Consider the following 16782-nt stretch of genomic DNA (forward strand, 5'->3'; position numbering starts at 1 on the left):
GCCGTAGGACCGCCCGCCGGACAGGCCGTCAGTTGAGGTCGGGCCAGTACCAGTCGACCGGCAGCGGAAACCAGCCGGCGGGAGCGGACGGCAGGTCGCGGCGGTAGCGCGCGCCGAGGCCCATGATGAGGTCCTGCGCGTCCGCGTCGGACAGGGCCGGGGCGTCCGGGTCGGCGGAGCGTTCGACGTGCACCGATCCGTCCCCACCCACCTCGACGGTGACCGGCTGGCCGCCGAGCACCAGAGACAACCGTCCCGGTTCGAGCCGCCACAGGCGCGCGGCGACCGGCAGCCAGCATGCGAGCAGACGCGCGTAGTCGAACACGAGGCACCGGCAGACGGTACCGACCGTCGCGGTCTCCGAGAATCCGGAGAACCGCTCATTGAGCGCGGCGTCAGTGGGCGTGACCTTCACGGTGAACGACGACCTGCCGCGCGGTTCCAGCGATTCCAGATACCGCGCGCTCACGGCGCCGGCATCGGCCGGGTCGGCGAGCGCGATCTCGCGCACGACGGACGGGTCGCCGACCGCGCGCACGAGGTAGCCGATGGTTTCGCCGTCGCGGTCGACGGCGACGGCCTCGCTGTTGAGGTACGAGTCGATGCGGCCGACCAGCGGCAGCGGGCGTTCGGCATGGACGAGGCGGGCGTCGTTGAGGCGTACGGCGAGTTCGGCGTCGCCGTCGCGCGTGAAGAACGGCCGGAACGACAGCCGGGCCGGGTCGCGTCCGGCGAGTCCGCGCGGTTCGGCCGGATCGGCGAGCGCGTGCTTGACGCAGGACCGGTTGATCTCGTACGTGTAGCCGTACCCGCACGGCGCGTAGCCGAAGTGGGCGTAGCGGTGGCGCAGCCCCCACAGGACCATCATGTCAACGTCGCCCTCGACCCTGAGCTCGTCGTGCCACATGCGGATGAGACGGCCCATGTGCCCCTCGCCGCGGAAGCGCGGGTGGACGCACACGCAGCCGAGGAACATGGCGTGCAACGTCATGTCCCCTACGTGGACGGTCTGCGGGTAGACGGCGACGGATGCCTTGATGCGTCCGGTCGTCTCGTCGACGGCGACCTTGTGGCGCGATTCGAGCACCTCGCCGTCGCCGTACGCTTTGGCGAGCGCCTGCTGCGCCTGCATGCCGAACGCGTAGTTGATGAGGTCGACGATGTCGTCGTGTTCGGACGGCAGGGCGTCGCGGTAGATGGTCATGACGTTCCCTTCATGGTCGTGTGGTCGTTCCGCCGATCAGCGGGAGCCGTTGAGCCAGCATTGATCGTAGGGCAGACCGGTGAGCTTCTCGATGGTGCGGCGGGTCTCGGCGTCGACGCGCGCCTTGGAGCCGCCGTCGCGCAGACGGTCGATCTCGGTCAGGACGACGCCGTCGGTGCGCTTGTCGATGCGCAGGTGCGAGGAGATCAGCCAGCAGACGGCCATCGAGACGCCGAACCAGCCGAGCAGCACCGCGCCGACGCCGATGCGCGCGGATGGAATCTGCGTCGCACGGGTCGAGTCGAAACCGACAGCACCGAGGACCACGCCGACCGCGATCGTCGCGAGTCCGGAGCCGAGCTGGCGGAACGACGCCTGGATCGCGGAGAACGTGGCGGAGCGGTAGCGGCGCGTGACGACCTGGTCGACGTCGGCCATGTACGGGAACACCGCCCACGGCAGATACCCGCACAACGACTTGAACGCGAAGAACCACAGGGACGCGGCCACGGCGAGCACGGTCCACAGCGGCCCGGGGATTCCGCCGGCCGTCGCCCACACGACGAGCAGGCCGCCCACGCCGAGCAGGCATCCGGCGAAGTTGATCGCGTACATGCGGCGCGGGCCCAGCCTAGTCATGCCGATGCCGAACAGGGGCATGAGCGGCAGGGAGATCGCCGCGCAGCCGAGCAGGAGCGAGGCGAACGCGGCCGTGCTGCCCCAGTCGAAGACCACGAAGAAGACGAACGTCTGGCCGAACACGTCCATCGACACCTGGATGAGCAGGTAGATCGCGAGATGCTTGCGGAACTCCTTGACCTTGAGGGTCGTCGCGTACTCGTGCAGCACCTTGACGGCGCGACGCGCCCATCCCGCGGCGCCGATACGGCCGTCTCGCATCTCGCCGCGCGCGTAGGCGCCGAAGCCGGCCGCCTCCGGGGTCATCTCCCAGGTGCGCCGCCAGCAGACGAACACGGCGACCGAGAACAGCACGGTCGTGGCGATCGTGAAGACCATGTACCCGACCGGCCGGTCCTCGCCGACGACCGACAGCACCGCGCTGCCCGTCAGCGGGATCGCGGTGGCGGCGCCGGTCGAGATGAACAGGCGCACGGTCGACAGCTTCGTGCGTCCGGCGAAGTCAGCCGTCATCTCGCCGGGCAGCGCGCTGTAGGAGGTCGCGAACATCTGCGCGAGCACGACCCACAGCGCGTACGCGGCGAAATAGACGGCGATCGGAAGTCCGGGGATCCACAGGAACACGCCCGTCAGCAGCAGCGGCGAGGCGAGCATGAGCAGCAGGCGGCGACGGCCGAACCGGCGCCCCACGTCGTAGCGGTAGAGGTTGTCGTCGAGCACGCCGAACAGGAGGGCCGCGACCGCTGAGATCAGCGCGCTCAGACCGATCACCGACTGCGACGTGGCGATGTCCATCCCGCAGAAGCGCGTCCAGAACAGCGACAGGTAGGTGGCGATCAGCGTGAGCTGGCCGCCGCCGTAGAAGTCGCCGACGCCGTAGCCGAGCGCCTGTCTGAAGGTGATGCGGCGGCCCTTCGACGAGCCGATCGCGCCGCGCAGGGCGTCACTGTCGCCGTCGGTCATGTGGTTGTTCCCCTTCCCGGTTCCCGATTTTCCGCGCTTCGGAATCGGGAACCGGACGATGTTCGATTCGCCCGCCGGAACGGCTTCACGCCAACGGGACGATGTTCATGTCATGTTCGGTATTATCGGATTCCGGTTCCCGATTTCACGGCGCGAAAAATCGGGAACCGGTCGGCCATGCGCCGGTCACCGACGGATGACGAGGACGGTGAAGGACCAGGCGGGGGCCGTGTACGTGCCGCCGGTCAGGTCAGCGTCGCGTTCGATGGGCGCGGTGGGCGATTCCTCGCCCCTGGTTCCGGCGTACGGGTCGTCGCCGGTGAGGACGGTCGCCTTCACACCCACGCGGGCGGCGTCGGGCACGTCGAGCACGTCGAGCACCTGCGTGAGATCCACGTCCGCCGCGTCGGGCAGCGCGTTGACGATGCGGATGTAGTCGACGCCGGCCGTCGAGTCGCGCGAAACGGCAATCACACGGCGCGGTTCGTCCGGGGTCTCGCGGCCTTCGAGCACAGGTTCGTCGTCAATGAACAGTTTCATCGACTCGCCGCGGTCGGCGATCTCGAGACGCACGTGCCAGGTGGTACCGGGAGTCACCGCGTCCATCGACGTCTCGGTGTTCGCGAGGTTGTAGCCGGAGCCGTCGCGCACGAGCTGCAGCGCGAAACCGCGACCGAAGGACGCCCTGTTGCGGTTCGGCCCCTTGACGTCGCCGGAGACGATCCCCACGCCCCACATGCCCTCGCGGTAGGTGATGGTGGCGTGGATCGTGTACGCGTCGGCCGCGAGGTCGGCCGGCACGGGCAGATCGATCGACCCGCTGCCGTTGCGGTAGGCGACGTCGGGCAGGTCGACATGCCGCCCGTCGGCGGTATCGATCGAGAGATCGGTGAAGTCGACGGTCGCTCCTCCCTCGATGCGCAGCCCGATGCGGTTCGGCAGGTCGCGGCGCAGCGCGACGGGACCGTCGAGCGCGACGGGCCAGGCGGTGTCGGCGGTGGTGTTGGCGTACAGCTTCTGCACCCAGTAGCTGTAGGGATGGTAGACGCGCTCGTTGTCGAAGTAGATGAGGTCGGGGTCCCAGCTGTTGTGCCCGTTCTTGCAGAACAGCGGCGCGTAGGAGGCCATGTGCACGACGTCGCCGTTGAGCTCCATCGCGCGGCCCATGAACGCCGCCTCGGACAGGGCGTTGATGAGCCCCGTGCCCCACGAACCGTACTCGCCGAGGTACACCTTCGGCCCCTCGCGGTCCGTCGCGTCATAGTGGTCGAGGTTGTGGAACCACCAGCTCGACGACTGGTAGGAATGCTCGTCGACGATCGGGATGCGGGCCTTGCGCGCGTACGCCCAGCCCCGCTCGTAGTCGCGGCCGGACGGGGCGGGGCCGATCGTGCCGACGACGGTGATCTCGGGATGCCTGGCCTTGACGGCCTCGAAGATGCGTTCGAAGCGGTCCTTGAACACGTCGTCGATGAGGTCCTCGTTGCCGATGCCGAGGTATTCGAGGCCGAACGGCTCCGGGTGTCCCATCGCGGCGCGCTTGGCGGCCCATGCGTTGTCGGCCGGGTCGGCGTTGCAGAAGTCGATGAGGGCGAGCACCTCGTCGATATACGCGGGCATGTCCTCGAGGGCGATAGGCACCGGACCCTGCGCGGTATTCTGGCAGCTCACGCCCGCCGCGAGCACCGGCAGCGGCTTCGCGCCGATCGTCTCGCACAGGCGCAGGTACTCGTAGTAGCCCAGACGGAACGACTGGTGGTAGCCCCACAGATTGAAGTCGTGCGGACGATGCTCGACCGGACCGATCGTGCGATCCCAGTGGTACATGTTGTCGAGGCCGAGCCCGTGCGCCACGCAACCGCCGGGGAAGCGCATGAACCGCGGCTTGAGGTCGGCGAGCGCCTCGACGAGGTCGGGGCAGAAGTGCTCCAATCCCTTGTAGGTCGTGCGCGGCTCGAGGCTCACGAAGTCGAGGTCGACGACGCCGGTCTTCGGGAAACCAAGGCGCAGCACGGCATGACGCGCGACGACCGGCTTGCCCGCGTACACGGTCGAGCCGCCGTCGGACACGGCATCATCGGCAGCGGGCCCGGCATCGGGCGCATCGGCGGGACGACCATCCATGCGATCGGCGATGCCCGCGGCCGAGACGTCGGACGCCGCTCCCTCACCGGAACCGGCAACGGCCGGCGCCGCGGGCACGGTCAGTTCGGCGTGCACCTGCGTCCACGCGCCGTCCGATGTCGAGGCCGGAGCCTCGAGCGTCGCGGACGCCAGCGTCACGCCGTCATCGCCGATCAGGGACACCTCGACCGGCAGCGCCTCCCCGTGCGCGCGCGTCCATACGGAGAAGGCGTACGTCTCCCCCGCACGCAGCGTCATCCCGTCGAAGCCGACGTTCTCCAGGGCGGGCGCGCCGCCGGCGACCGAGCCGACCTCGACCGTCGCATAGTGCGGGTTCTCGTCGGCGACCGGCGCCTTGTCGCGGATCGCGAACGCGGCGAACGAGCCGGCCGGCACGACCTTGCGCCAGAAACTGTAGTTGCTCCAGCCCTCGCGGTCGGCGCGGTCGTACTCGAACGCGCCGTTCTGCACGAGCTCGGCGTTGAGGCCGCCGTCCGCGGCGTAGCTGATGTCCTCGAAGAACACGCCCCACAGGTCGGTGCTGATGCGGCGCACGCCCGCCTTGTCGAGCGTCGCGGTGAGTTTGTCGGCCATAAGGTCCCCCTTCCCGGTTCCCGATTTTCCGTGCCGTGAAATCGGGAACCGGACGATGTGCGATTCACCCGCCGGAACGGCTTCATACCAACGGGCCGATGGTCATGTCTTGTTCGGTATTGTCAGGTTCCGGTTCCCGATTTCGCGGCACGGGAAATCGGGAACCAGGACGAGCCGTCAATGGCGGTCCAGCGCGATCCACAGCGCGCCGTGGGTGGGGATCGTGCCGGTGATGACGCGGTCGGCGCCCTCGCCCTCGATGCGCACGTCGCTCGGCCCGCCCGGCGCGCCGGCGAACAGGTCGGTCAGGGTCCAGTCGTCGTCGCGCGCGTCGAGTCCGACGATCGACTGCAGTTGGATGTTGCGGCCGATCTCGTACGTGTCGTCGCCGGTCCAGAACAGCGCGGCGTAGTGTCCGCCGGCGTGCGCGGACGGCGTGCCGTCGGCCCAGTCGGCGGCGTCGGCGGCCCAGACGATGAATTCGCCGCGGTAGGAGTTGTCCTCCCACCAGTGCGTGAACTGCCGTTCGCGGACCAGTTCGCGGTTGTTGGTCGAGCCTGCGGTCACCTCGCGCAGTGCCGGGTTGGACAGCAGCGTAATCGTGTCGTCGGTGCTGGTGGGCAGGTCGCCGCCGACCATCAACGGTGAGCGGCCCATGCACCACAGGGCTAGGAGCGTCTTCTGCTCGTCGATCGTCAGGCGCGACTGGCGGTCGTCGCCGCGCTCGGCGCGAAGGCCGATGTGGCCGAACGGGATCATGTCGGCGTCGGCCCAGTGGCCGGTGGTCTGGAACGGGGCCCAGCGGGCGAGGCGGGCGAACTGCTGGTAGATGTCCTCCCAGCGGTCCCACAGGTCGTCGGAGATGCGCCACATCTGGGCGTTGTCGCGCAGGAAGTCGACATAGTTCGTCGACACCCAGCCGCCCGGAGACAGGGATAGGTCGATCGTACGGCCGTACTTGGCCTCGGCCTTGGCGATCGCGCGATGGTAGGCGGCGATCTCGTCGGAGTGGAACGGTGTCTGCATGTCGTCGACCTTGAGGAAGTCGAGCCCCCACGAGGCGAACAGGTCGAGCTGCGCGTCGTACCAGGCCTGCGCGCCCGGGTGCTTCTGGTTCAGGCCGTAGTTGTCCGGATTCCATTTGCACACGTGCTCGAGGTCGGCCACGTCCTTGGCGGTGTAGTCGGTGCCGTACACGGGCAGGTCCTTGTCGACGGCGATGCGTGGGATGCCGCGCATCATGTGGACGCCGAGCTTCAGTCCCAGGGCATGGACCTTGTCGGCGAGCGGCTTGAATCCCCTGCCGTCGGCGGCGGACGGGAAGCGCACCGGGTCGGGCAGCTGGCGGCCGTACTCGTCGAGGATGAGCGGGGCGTCGGCGTTGTAGCCGTGGGCGCGGGCGGTCGGGTCGTACCAGTCGATGTCGATGACCAGGGTGTCCCAGCCGACGGTCTTGAGGTGTTCGGCCATGAAGCGCGCGTTGGCGAGGAGTTCGTCCTCGGTGACCGTCGTGCCGTAGGAGTCCCAGCTGTTCCAGCCCATCGGCGGGCACCATGCCTTGGGGAGCGCCGGGCCCGTTTCGGATCCTCGTGTCTGATTCGTCATCGTATCCTGCCTTATCGGTAAGTTATCGTTAATTATTGTAGCGATATTTTCCGCAAGCGCCAGCCCCACAGTCATGCGGAGTGCCATCTGGGCAACCCGCGCTGAATCGGCGTGTTTGACATACGTTTTGGTGAGACAGTAGGCAAACAACCCCGAAACGGCCCTGGACCACCATCAGCGCTCAGCATCGCAAACACGATGGTTAGCGATAACCATCAATATGACCTATACTCGATCACGAACCGCCGCCGGCCCCCGATGTCCGCAACGCCGACGGCATGCGGGCCGCCATGGACCGATACGCATGGTCGGCCGACACATGCATCAGGCAACGCAAGGAGCACTTATGACCGTCAGCACCACCATTCCGACCGCCGCCCCGGCATCCCCGAGGACCGAGGCCTACATCTTCGTCCACTTCATCGGCGACGAGCAGACGCCGACCGATGAGCAGATCTACTTCGCCCTGAGCCGCGACGGCGTGCACTGGCACGACCTGCGCCCGGCCGGCAAACCGGCCCTCACCTGGCTCGGCGGCGAGCAGGGCGTGCGCGACCCGCACATCGAACGCGACCCGCGCGGCGGATTCCACATCGTCGCAACCGACCTGTCCATCCACCACCGCGGAGGCTGGGGCCCGCACGACGGCGCGACCACCGACGGTTCGACCGGTCTCGTCATCTGGAACTCCCCCGACCTCGTCCACTGGGACGAGCCGTACCTCGTCGACGTCGCCTCGAAGATCCCGGGCGCGGGCATGGCGTGGGCGCCGGAGGCCTGCTGGGACCCGGACAAAAAGCAGTGGATCGTGTTCTGGGCCACGATGACCAATACGGACGAGCCGGGAAGCCCCCTCAACAACGAGCTCGGCGACCGCTGCAACATGTATTACGCGACCACCGTCGACTTCCGCGAATTCTCCAACCCGGTCAAGTGGATCGACCGCCGCAACGGCATCATCGACACGACGATGCTGCGCGACGAGGACGGCTGGTGGTACCGCGCCTCGAAGGACTCCGAGATCACCATCGAGCGCACGCGCAACCCGTACGCGACCACCTACGAGGTGCTGCGCACCGACGCCCCGGACGAGTGGTCGTATGTCGGCACCCTCACGGACATCCTCGGCAACGGCCGCTACTCGTGGCGATACCTCGAGGGCCCGGAGCTGTTCCGCTACAACGACGCCGACGTGAAGGTCATCAACGGCCGCGAGATGCGCTACGGCCTCATGTGCGACCAGTACGCCGAGGCCAAGGGCTACCTGCCGTTCCGTTCCGCCGACCTGTCGAGCCGCGAGCCGGCGGACTGGGCCGTCGCCGGCGACATCGACTTCGGCGGACTCAAGAAGCGCCACGGCGCGATCCTGCCGATCACCGCCGCCGAATACGACGCGATAGAGACCGCCTATGCGCTCTGACGGTGATAACGACTGGATTGGGGCCGGTGGCAGTGATTGGTTGACCGTGCTGCCTTTTTCAGCGTTCGGCGCTGCCCCGGTGCGCGAGGCGGAAGGACAGGACGTGAGTGCGCGGGGCGCCGGCTGGCGTGGTCGCGGAACGTGGGGATGCGTGCGTCCGCTCGCCGGTGCTGAGGCCGGCCTCGATGCGCGCGATGAGCAGATCGAGGCCGACGCGTGCGATCTCCTTGGTGTCGATCGCCACACTGGACAGGCCGGGGTCGGTGTATCCGCCGCCGTCGACGCCGTCGAATCCGATGACCATCACCTTCTCGGGCACACGCACGCCCGCGGCGAGCAGCGCCTTGAGCGCGCCGATCGCCATCGCGTCGGCCAGCGCGAACACGGCGTCGAAGCTCGGATCCGGCGAGCCCGACGAGCCCGCGGAACCCGAGCCTGCCGCCTTCGTGTCCGGCGTATCGGGCGAACGTCCGGATGCGGCGAGTATGCGGGACATCGCCTCGTAGCCGCCATGGAAATCCCATCCGGCCGGGCATACGTTCCCGGGCCCGTATGCCACATCCACGCCCGCGGCCCGGGCGTCACGGATCGCCTCCCACGCGCCGAGCAGCCGCAGTACCCCATTACCGGGTCGCGCCTCGGCTTGCGCCCTGACGTCCTCTCCGGCCTCGGCCCCGGCATGCGCATCGGATTCGACGAGGCTCCCGTCCCCCTTGAGCAGGAGTGCGAGCCGCTCCAACTCCTGCGGCGAACGATATGGCGCGCCGAGCACCAGTATCCGCCGGGCGCCCTGCGCGATGAGATGCGACACGGCCGCCCGGGCCCCCTCGCGATTGGGAGTGAACACGGTGTCCACACGTCCTTCGAGTCCATGCCCGTCGAGCACCACCACGGGGTGGGTCGCCGCGAAACCAACGAGCGCGTCGGTACCGCCGACGTCCGAACTCGGCCAGCAGACGATCGTGCCGTCACAGATCCGCGTGCTGGCGCTGTTCAGCATCGCCTGCTCGTAGTCGGACGACATGCGCGTCTGCTGGGTAATGAGCTGGTAGCCGCGCCGGAACGCCTCGTCGGACAGGCTCGCGGCGAGCGCGGCCGGGAACGGCAGATCAAGGTCCGCGACGGACATGCCGATGATGTGCGTGCGGCCGGAGCTCAGCTGGCGGGCGGCCAGGTTCGGCTTGTAGCCGAGTTCGGCCGCGGCCTCGAGCACGCGTCTCGCGGTGGACGCCTTGACCACGGACTTGCCGCGGATCGCGTTCGACGCGGTCATGCGCGAGACCCCGGCGCGTGCCGCTACATCATCCAAAGTGACCATGCGGACCAGTCTAGTGAGTTCGGCGATGGTCGCCTCCAATCCTCGGCGCGAATGATTTGCGATTTACGCAAATCATTCGCGCGTTCCGTCACTTACAGGTCAATCAAACCCTGGTCATCTGGATCCCATCAGATGAGGCCCTTGAGGCCGTGATCGCGGCCGTCGCGCGCGAAGACGGGCACGACGTCGAGCGGTGCGTCGACGGTGACCGACTGCCCGCCGGCGTAGGTGCGGCCGTCGTGGAGGTTCGTCCACGTGGTCGACTCGCCGCCGGGCAGGTACACCTCGCGCGAGCGGGCGCCGGGCTCGGTCACGGGCGCGACGAGCAGGTCGGGGCCGAACGTGTACTCGTCGGCGACGTCGGCGGCCGCCTCCTCGCCGGGGAACTCGTAGAACAGGCCGCGCACGAGCGGCTGCCCGTACTCGTGCGCCTCGCGGAACAGCTCGCGCGTGTACGGGCGCATCGCCTCGCGCAGCCTGATGTACTTGACGAACGTCCGTTCCACCTCGGCTCCGAGGCTCCACGGCTCGTTGTCGTCGCCGGTGTGCACGTGCGTGATCTCGTTGCCGCGCTCGTCCCTCACCTCGTGATGGTCCGGACCACGGTCGCCGTGGTTGCGCATGACGGGCAGGAACGTGGAGAACTGGCACCAACGAACGAACAGCTCCCTGAACGCGTCGGAGGTGATGTCGCCGCCGGCGAAGCCGCCCATGTCGGTGGTGAACCACGGGATGCCGGCCGCGCCCATGTGGATCGCGCAGGTGATCTGCGCCTTGAGGTCGTCGAACGTGGAGTGCACGTCGCCGCTCCACACGAGCGCACCATAGCGCTGGGCGCCGGCCCACGCGGCACGCGAGAGGTTGACGGCGTCGTCCTTGCGCCCGATCGAGAGCTGACCGTCGTAGAAGGTCTTGTTGTACAGGACCGGGTAGATGTTGCCGACCTTGCCGACCGGCCCCAGGTGGAACAGGTAGTGCGCGTAGTCGTAGTCGCCGCCCCATTCGGGTTCGGCCTCGTCGAGCCAGAACGCGTCGACGCCGCGGTCGGTGTAGTTGCGTTTGATCTTGCCCCACACCCACTCGCGCGCCTCGGGGTTGGTGGCGTCGAAGAACTGGCTGTCGCGAGGCCACCACATGCCCACGTCCTTGCCGGTGCGGGTCCTGGCGAGGAAGTTGCGGCGGCGCATCTCGTCGTAGTTCTCGGACTTCAGGTCGATCTGCGGCCACACGGAGACCATGAGTTTGATGCCCATCCGATGCAGTTCGTCGGTCATGGCCTTGACGTCGGGCCAGAACTCCTCGTCGAAGCGGAAGTCGCCCATGAGCGGCCAATGGAAGAAGTCGATGACGATGAGGTCGATCGGGATGTTCCGGCGTTTGAATCCGCGGGCGACCTCGAGCAGCTGCTCCTGGTTCCAGTAGCGCAGCTTGCACTGCCAGAAGCCCATGCCCCATTCGGGCATGACCGGCGCATGGCCGGTCGCGTCGGCGTACTGCGCCTCGATCTGCGCCGGCGTGTCCCCCACGGTGATCCAGTAGTCGATCTGGTCGGCGACGTCGGCGTGCCATTCGGTGCGGTTCCTCGCGAACGTGACGCGGCCGATGGCGGGGTTGTTCCACAGGAAGCCGTAGCCGGCCGAGGAGACGACGAACGGGACCGAGCACTGGGAGTTGCGGTGCGCGAGCTCGAGCGTGGAGCCCTTCAAGTCGAGCACGCTCTGCTGGTATTCGCCCATGCCGTAGAGGTGCTCGCCGGCGGGGCTTTCGAACGAGGCGATCGGCGACTCGGCGCCGGATTCGAGCGGACGGTGATTGCGGGCCCTCAAGTGCAGGGCGCCGCCGTCGGATGCCTCGCGGATGAGCACCCTGCCGATGCGGGTGTGCTCGAAGGACAGACGCACGTGGTCGTGAGCCCAACCGAAGACGTCGAGGCGCACGGTGATGTCGCCGTTGACGAGCGTGGCGCCCGTCTCGCCGATGGTGATGGTCGGTTTCGGGGCGTCCGCCGGGGGCTTGAGGAGCGCCCAGTCGACGTCGAGCGGGCGGTCCATGAGTCGCGAACGCACGCGCACGGAGTTCGCGCCCCACGCCTCGACGCGCACGTATTCGCCGTCGGCGGTCCATTCGATCGCGGTCGCGTCACGGATCGTGAACATCTGCGCCACGATCCCGGCGAGGTCCAATGCCTCGGCTGCGGCCCCGGCGTTCTCGACGCTGACGTCGGCGGACGCGGTCTTGACCTTGGCTTTGGTCGCCCCGGCCTCGGATCCGGGCTGAGTCTCCGGCTGCTCCGCGGACTCGTTCCCGTTCGGAGTGCTGCTGCTGGAAGTCATTCACTTCGCTCCTTCGCATGTGTATGTAGCGCTACAATTATAGCGCTACATAATCGCCGGGGCAAACACACCCAAACCTGTGGCCCATGGTCACAGGCCGGCGACGAGATGATGGCGGCCGGGGGCGAGGCCACGGTAGGCGGCGGACGGCAGGATCACGTCCGCGTGGGTGCGCGACGGGACGGTCAGGTCCAGCTCGAGGACCTGCCTACGGCCGACACCGGGCCGGGCGGCACGAATCCGTCCGGTCACGGCCGGGGCGGAGTCACCGTCGGCCGCTTCAGAGGACACACGGTAGGAGGCGTGGATGTCGCCGGCCGGGGTGGGCACGACGACGCTCGCCTCGGGCACGAACCCGGCGGCGCCCGGCTCCCCCGGCTGCGGACGGACCTCGAAACGGCGGTAGCCCGGCTCGATCGGGCGGATGCCCGTCAGACCCGCGGGCAGCAGGAACGCCGGCGACGCGCCCCATGGATGCGAGTACGTGGCGTTGGGCTTGCGCGCGATGTCCCACGCTTCCATCGTGCCGCCGGCGTCCTGCACGAGCATGTACGCCCACGAGTGCGTGGTGCGCGGGTCCGCGATCATCGCGGTCGCCTCGGCGCCGAGCCCGGCCCGGTACAGGCCCAGCAGGTACGCGGCGGCCGTGTAGACACTGCATGCCATGCCCTTGCCCTTGAGGAACGCGGCGAGACGACCGACGCGCGCTTGGGGCACTTCGGCGAAGGCGAGCGCGAACGCCGACGCATGCAGCGAGGCGTGCTCGATCGGGGCGAACGACCAGTCCCGATGTGTCGGCCCGGAATCCCGACCTACCCCCGCCTCCGCCCCGGCGGACGGTTCCGCCTGTGCGACCACCTGCAGCCCGTCGTGGTAGGCGCCGAGATCGGCGTCGTAGAGCCGTTCGTGGATGGTCTCGCGCATACGCGCGGCGGTCCGCGCGAAGCGTTCGGCATCATCCGACCGCCCGAGCACGCGGGCGATGTCGGTCATGTCGGCGTAGGCCCGCGAGGCGAGCGCATTGACCACCGTGTTGATCTCGCCGAAGATGAATCCGTCGCGTTCGGACGGAGGCCAGTCGACGAGGTCGCCGTCCATCTGGCTTGATTCGCCGGGCTCCTTGATGACGAGACCGGTCGCGCCGTCGACGTACCGGTCGGGCAGGAGTGCGGCCAGTCTGTCGTAGAGGTGATCGAGCGGCGCGGCCGAACCGGTGAACATCCACGCGTCGTGCGCGGTGAGGATCAGGTACAGCGGCCATTCGGTGGGCCAGGTGCGGTTCGAGGCGAGCCAGTCGATCGTATAGCCGGCGAGCGCCGGCGAGTCATCGAGCGCGAGGTGCGCGCGTTGCTGGATCCACGCGTCCGCCTCGTAGGGAGCGCGTTCGCGGGTCCATGAATCGGCGTAGATGTTGCCGTTGAACGCCTTGATGGTGTGTGCGGAGAGTCGCCAGACGGCGTCGAGCGCCGGGTCCGAGGACCGGAACGAACCGGGGTACGCGGGAAGGGCCGGACACGTCCGCGTTCGACCATGCGCGTTTTCGACGATTCCCGGGGCTCCTGCCACGCCCGGGTGGACGAGTGCGACCGCGGTCAGAGCCCCGCCGACCCCGATGCCGCGCGACATGATGCGTCCGATCGCCGTGGCCCGTTCGTCGAGCCCGGTGGGCGTGGGCTCGTCCCACGAGGAGGGCTGCTCCGGCGGCTGCGCGACGTCGATCTCGACGTAGCGGAAGACGCGCAATCCCCATGTCTCCAACGGCCCGCAGCCGGGCGTGACGTGCCAGCGTTCCTCGTACACGTTGCCGGCGGACAGGTGGTGGCGCACCGATCCGTCGCCGTTGAGGGTCTCGCCGTAGCGGATGACGACGTCGATCGGCTCGCGCGGGTCGAGATCGAGCCGGATTCCGCCCATGTACCCGGCGCCGAAGTCCGCGACGACGCCGACGAGGCGGGAGGCGCCCCCGACGGCGGGCCCCAAGCCGGCGCTCCCCTTGCTCACGGCGATGTCGTCCGTGGCGGCGGAGGCCCCGGCCACATACGTGCGGGTCACGCACCGCAACGTCACGGGGTGCACGTCCACCGCGGCCAGCTTGTCGGTCGGGGTGGCGGCCAACCGCGCGAACGCGGGTTTCCCGCGCACCGGCACCCATGCGGAGTCGTCGAAGTCGGAGCGGGAGAAGCCGCGCGGGAAGCGGTCCGCACGCAGGTCCTCGGCGGGCGCCTCGAAGTACCGGGTGCCGATCGACGTGGACGGCGGGTAGACGTTCCATGGTTCGGGCAGCGCACGCCAGACCATGGCATCATCCGCACCGGCACCGCCCGCACCCGTGCCGTAGTGGGCGATCACGCCGTCCTCGTAGCACACGTCGAGTTGGGCGACGAAGCGACGGTCTTCCATCGTGTAGGCGATCACGCCGATCGCGTTGCCTTCTCCGGCTCGCAGCAGACCGGTGACGTCGTAGCCGTCGTATCGGGTCTCGTCGCCGATCGGGAAGGTCGGTCCGACGCCGACGAACGCGCCGTTGACCCACATGCGGTACACGAACTGACGTGCGGGGCGGGTGGACGCGGCGGTCGCGTTGAGCGTCGCCCAGCGGATGGGCTTGTCCGGCAGACGGACGAAGCCGCGCAGGAACGCCCAGCCGGCCGCGTTGCCGAGGGAATCGGCCTGCTCGGGCCCCCAGATCGGCGAGGCGTGCCATGCGCGCCCCGCGCCGGTGCCGAACATGACCGGTTCGGCCCAGTCGCCCTCGAAGCCGTCGGCGTACCGCCAGCGCAGCGACGCCCAGTAGCGCCGCGACGGCGCCATGTCGAGACCGTCCAGCGGCACGCCGCACCACGCGTCGCCCTGTACCCACGCATCACCGGACGACCAGACCGCACCGCGCCCCGCCGCCGCTTCGGCCGCGGTCGCGTCGACGACGATCTGATAGGCGACCGGGTCTCCCCCATGCTCCGGACCGGAGGCGGCGTCATCCCGCCAGCGCAGCACCGGAGTGGTCCCTGGTTCCAAATCCACCGGAGCGCGGCGATCATCAATCAGCAGCATCGGTTACTCCCCCAAAGACAGTGATCAAGCGGTCGCGTTCGGCGGCGGCGATCGGCATCACCGTGCCGTGACATGATCTGCGCGCCGTCCGCACTGACCGGCAGCACGCCCGGTTCCCGCCGACGGAATCAGAAAGGAGAGGTGGCATGACTTCGTCGACGGAGCCATTGGTTGCCTTATCAAGATTAACGATAATCATCATAGGACGAGCATCTCACGGACACAAACCGGAAGCGGAACGACCCGTCGACGCCGTGCCGACGGATAGCGGTTCGACAGGCTGGATGGTTATCGTTATTCCGGCACGGCGATATGCTTGGGACTGATCATAGGGCGACGCGGACCGGTCACGAACCGTATCGTCCGCAGGCAGCCGCAGGCAGTGAAGTAAGGACGGCATGAACATGAACGCCAAGGCACCCACGCTCAAGGACATCGCCGAGGAGGTCGGCGTCACCCCCATGACCGTGTCGAAGGCGCTGCGGGGCATGCCGGGCGTCAAGGCGTCCACGCGCGCCAAGGTGCTCGCCGTGGCCGAACGGCTCAACTACCGGGTCAACGTGCAGGCGAGCTCGCTCAAGTCGGGCCGCAGCGGCATCATCCGCATCATGGTCAACGAGTACCGGCTCCCGTTCTACGCGCAGCTCATCGACGCCCTGTCCGACGAGGTCAGGCGCAACGGGCTCACGCCGTTCCTGCAGAAGACCGGCTACTCGGCCGAATCGGCGGCCGAGGCCATGCGCAGCCCGTACTTCTCCGGCAGCATGTTCGACGGCACCATCGCCCACGCGTCGGGCGTCACCGAGGCGGGGATCCTCAAATCGGGCAATCCGACCGTACTGCTCGACGACTGCGCCGCCAACCCCGCCGTCAGCACAGTCAACTGGCCGAACGAGATGGGCGCCAGGGCCGGCGTGCAGCACCTCATCGACCGTGGCTGCCGCAACATCGGCATCGTCACCGTCTGCCCGTACATGGATGTCGAGGATCTGCTCAGGGACCATGTCTCCAATGACCCGGTCCGCCTGCGCGGCGCGCGCTCGGCCCTCATCGACAACGGCCTGCCCTACGACCCCGAGCATGTCATCAGGGTCACGGGATTGAACGAGCCCCAGGGCATCGACGCGGCGCATCGGCTGGCCGACACCCACGCCGGATTCGACGGCTACCTGTGCATGAACGACTCACTCGCCCTCGGACTCATCCGCGGGTTCGCCGACCGCGGCGTGCGCGTGCCCGACGACGTGCGCGTCATCGGCTTCGATGGCATCGTCGCCGGCGCCTACTCCGTGCCGACGCTGAGCACGGTCTCGGTCGACCTCGACCAGCTCGCGCAGATCGCCGTCGGCCAGCTCCTGCGCCAGATCAACGACCCGGACGGCGACTGGCGCCCGACCGCCACCACCGTCGGCTTCGCCCTGATCGCTCGCGAATCGACCCGCTGACCCGGCGCGCAAGTCGGCCGGACGGAATGGTCCCGATCAGCCGGTCCGCGTCAGCACGAGCAATGCGCGCGAGTCCGGCGGTCCAC

The 16782-nt window shown here is 68.4% G+C and carries 9 protein-coding genes; 2 read left to right on the top strand and 7 right to left on the bottom strand.

Going from position 1 to position 16782, the window contains the following annotated elements; translation table 11 throughout:
* Positions 1 to 28: 28 nt before the first annotated feature.
* The 4 genes from JS528_RS05240 to JS528_RS05255 form a co-directional block, all read right to left on the bottom strand.
* Entirely contained in the window at positions 29 to 1204 is a 1176-nt protein-coding gene (locus JS528_RS05240; RefSeq protein WP_214358042.1) for a GNAT family N-acetyltransferase, read from the bottom strand.
* A gap of 36 nt (positions 1205 to 1240) precedes the next feature.
* Entirely contained in the window at positions 1241 to 2806 is a 1566-nt protein-coding gene (locus tag JS528_RS05245) for an MFS transporter (RefSeq protein WP_214358043.1), read from the bottom strand.
* 186 nt (positions 2807 to 2992) lie between these two features.
* Positions 2993 to 5524 (bottom strand): alpha-L-arabinofuranosidase C-terminal domain-containing protein, encoded by a 2532-nt coding sequence (locus JS528_RS05250; protein ID WP_214358044.1) that lies wholly within the window; start codon positions 5522 to 5524, stop codon positions 2993 to 2995.
* 177 nt (positions 5525 to 5701) lie between these two features.
* Positions 5702 to 7066 (bottom strand): glycoside hydrolase family 27 protein, encoded by a 1365-nt coding sequence (locus JS528_RS05255; RefSeq protein WP_214358124.1) that lies wholly within the window; start codon positions 7064 to 7066, stop codon positions 5702 to 5704.
* 409 nt (positions 7067 to 7475) lie between these two features.
* On the opposite strand from JS528_RS05255, the gene JS528_RS05260 reads away from it, so the two are divergent.
* A complete protein-coding gene (locus JS528_RS05260) occupies positions 7476 to 8549 on the top strand; it encodes an alpha-arabinofuranosidase (RefSeq protein WP_214358045.1) in 1074 nt (357 codons plus the stop codon).
* Between the two features lie 58 nt (positions 8550 to 8607).
* Here JS528_RS05260 and JS528_RS05265 read toward each other — a convergent pair whose 3' ends face one another.
* The 3 genes from JS528_RS05265 to JS528_RS05275 form a co-directional block, all read right to left on the bottom strand.
* Positions 8608 to 9867, bottom strand: coding sequence for a LacI family DNA-binding transcriptional regulator (locus JS528_RS05265; RefSeq protein WP_214358046.1), 1260 nt, complete (start codon positions 9865 to 9867; stop codon positions 8608 to 8610).
* A 128-nt stretch (positions 9868 to 9995) separates the two neighbouring features.
* Entirely contained in the window at positions 9996 to 12200 is a 2205-nt protein-coding gene (locus JS528_RS05270) for a glycoside hydrolase family 31 protein (protein ID WP_240541345.1), read from the bottom strand.
* Positions 12201 to 12290: 90 nt separating this feature from the next.
* A complete protein-coding gene (locus tag JS528_RS05275) occupies positions 12291 to 15251 on the bottom strand; it encodes an alpha-L-rhamnosidase-related protein (protein WP_214358047.1) in 2961 nt (986 codons plus the stop codon).
* Positions 15252 to 15655: 404 nt separating this feature from the next.
* Between JS528_RS05275 and JS528_RS05280 the strand changes: the two genes are divergently transcribed.
* Complete coding sequence (locus tag JS528_RS05280) at positions 15656 to 16696, top strand: LacI family DNA-binding transcriptional regulator (RefSeq protein WP_214358048.1); 1041 nt, start codon at positions 15656 to 15658, stop codon at positions 16694 to 16696.
* The last annotated feature ends 86 nt before the right edge of the window (positions 16697 to 16782 follow it).

It is taken from the genome of Bifidobacterium santillanense (assembly GCF_018555385.1).
Lineage (GTDB): Bacteria > Actinomycetota > Actinomycetes > Actinomycetales > Bifidobacteriaceae > Bifidobacterium > Bifidobacterium santillanense.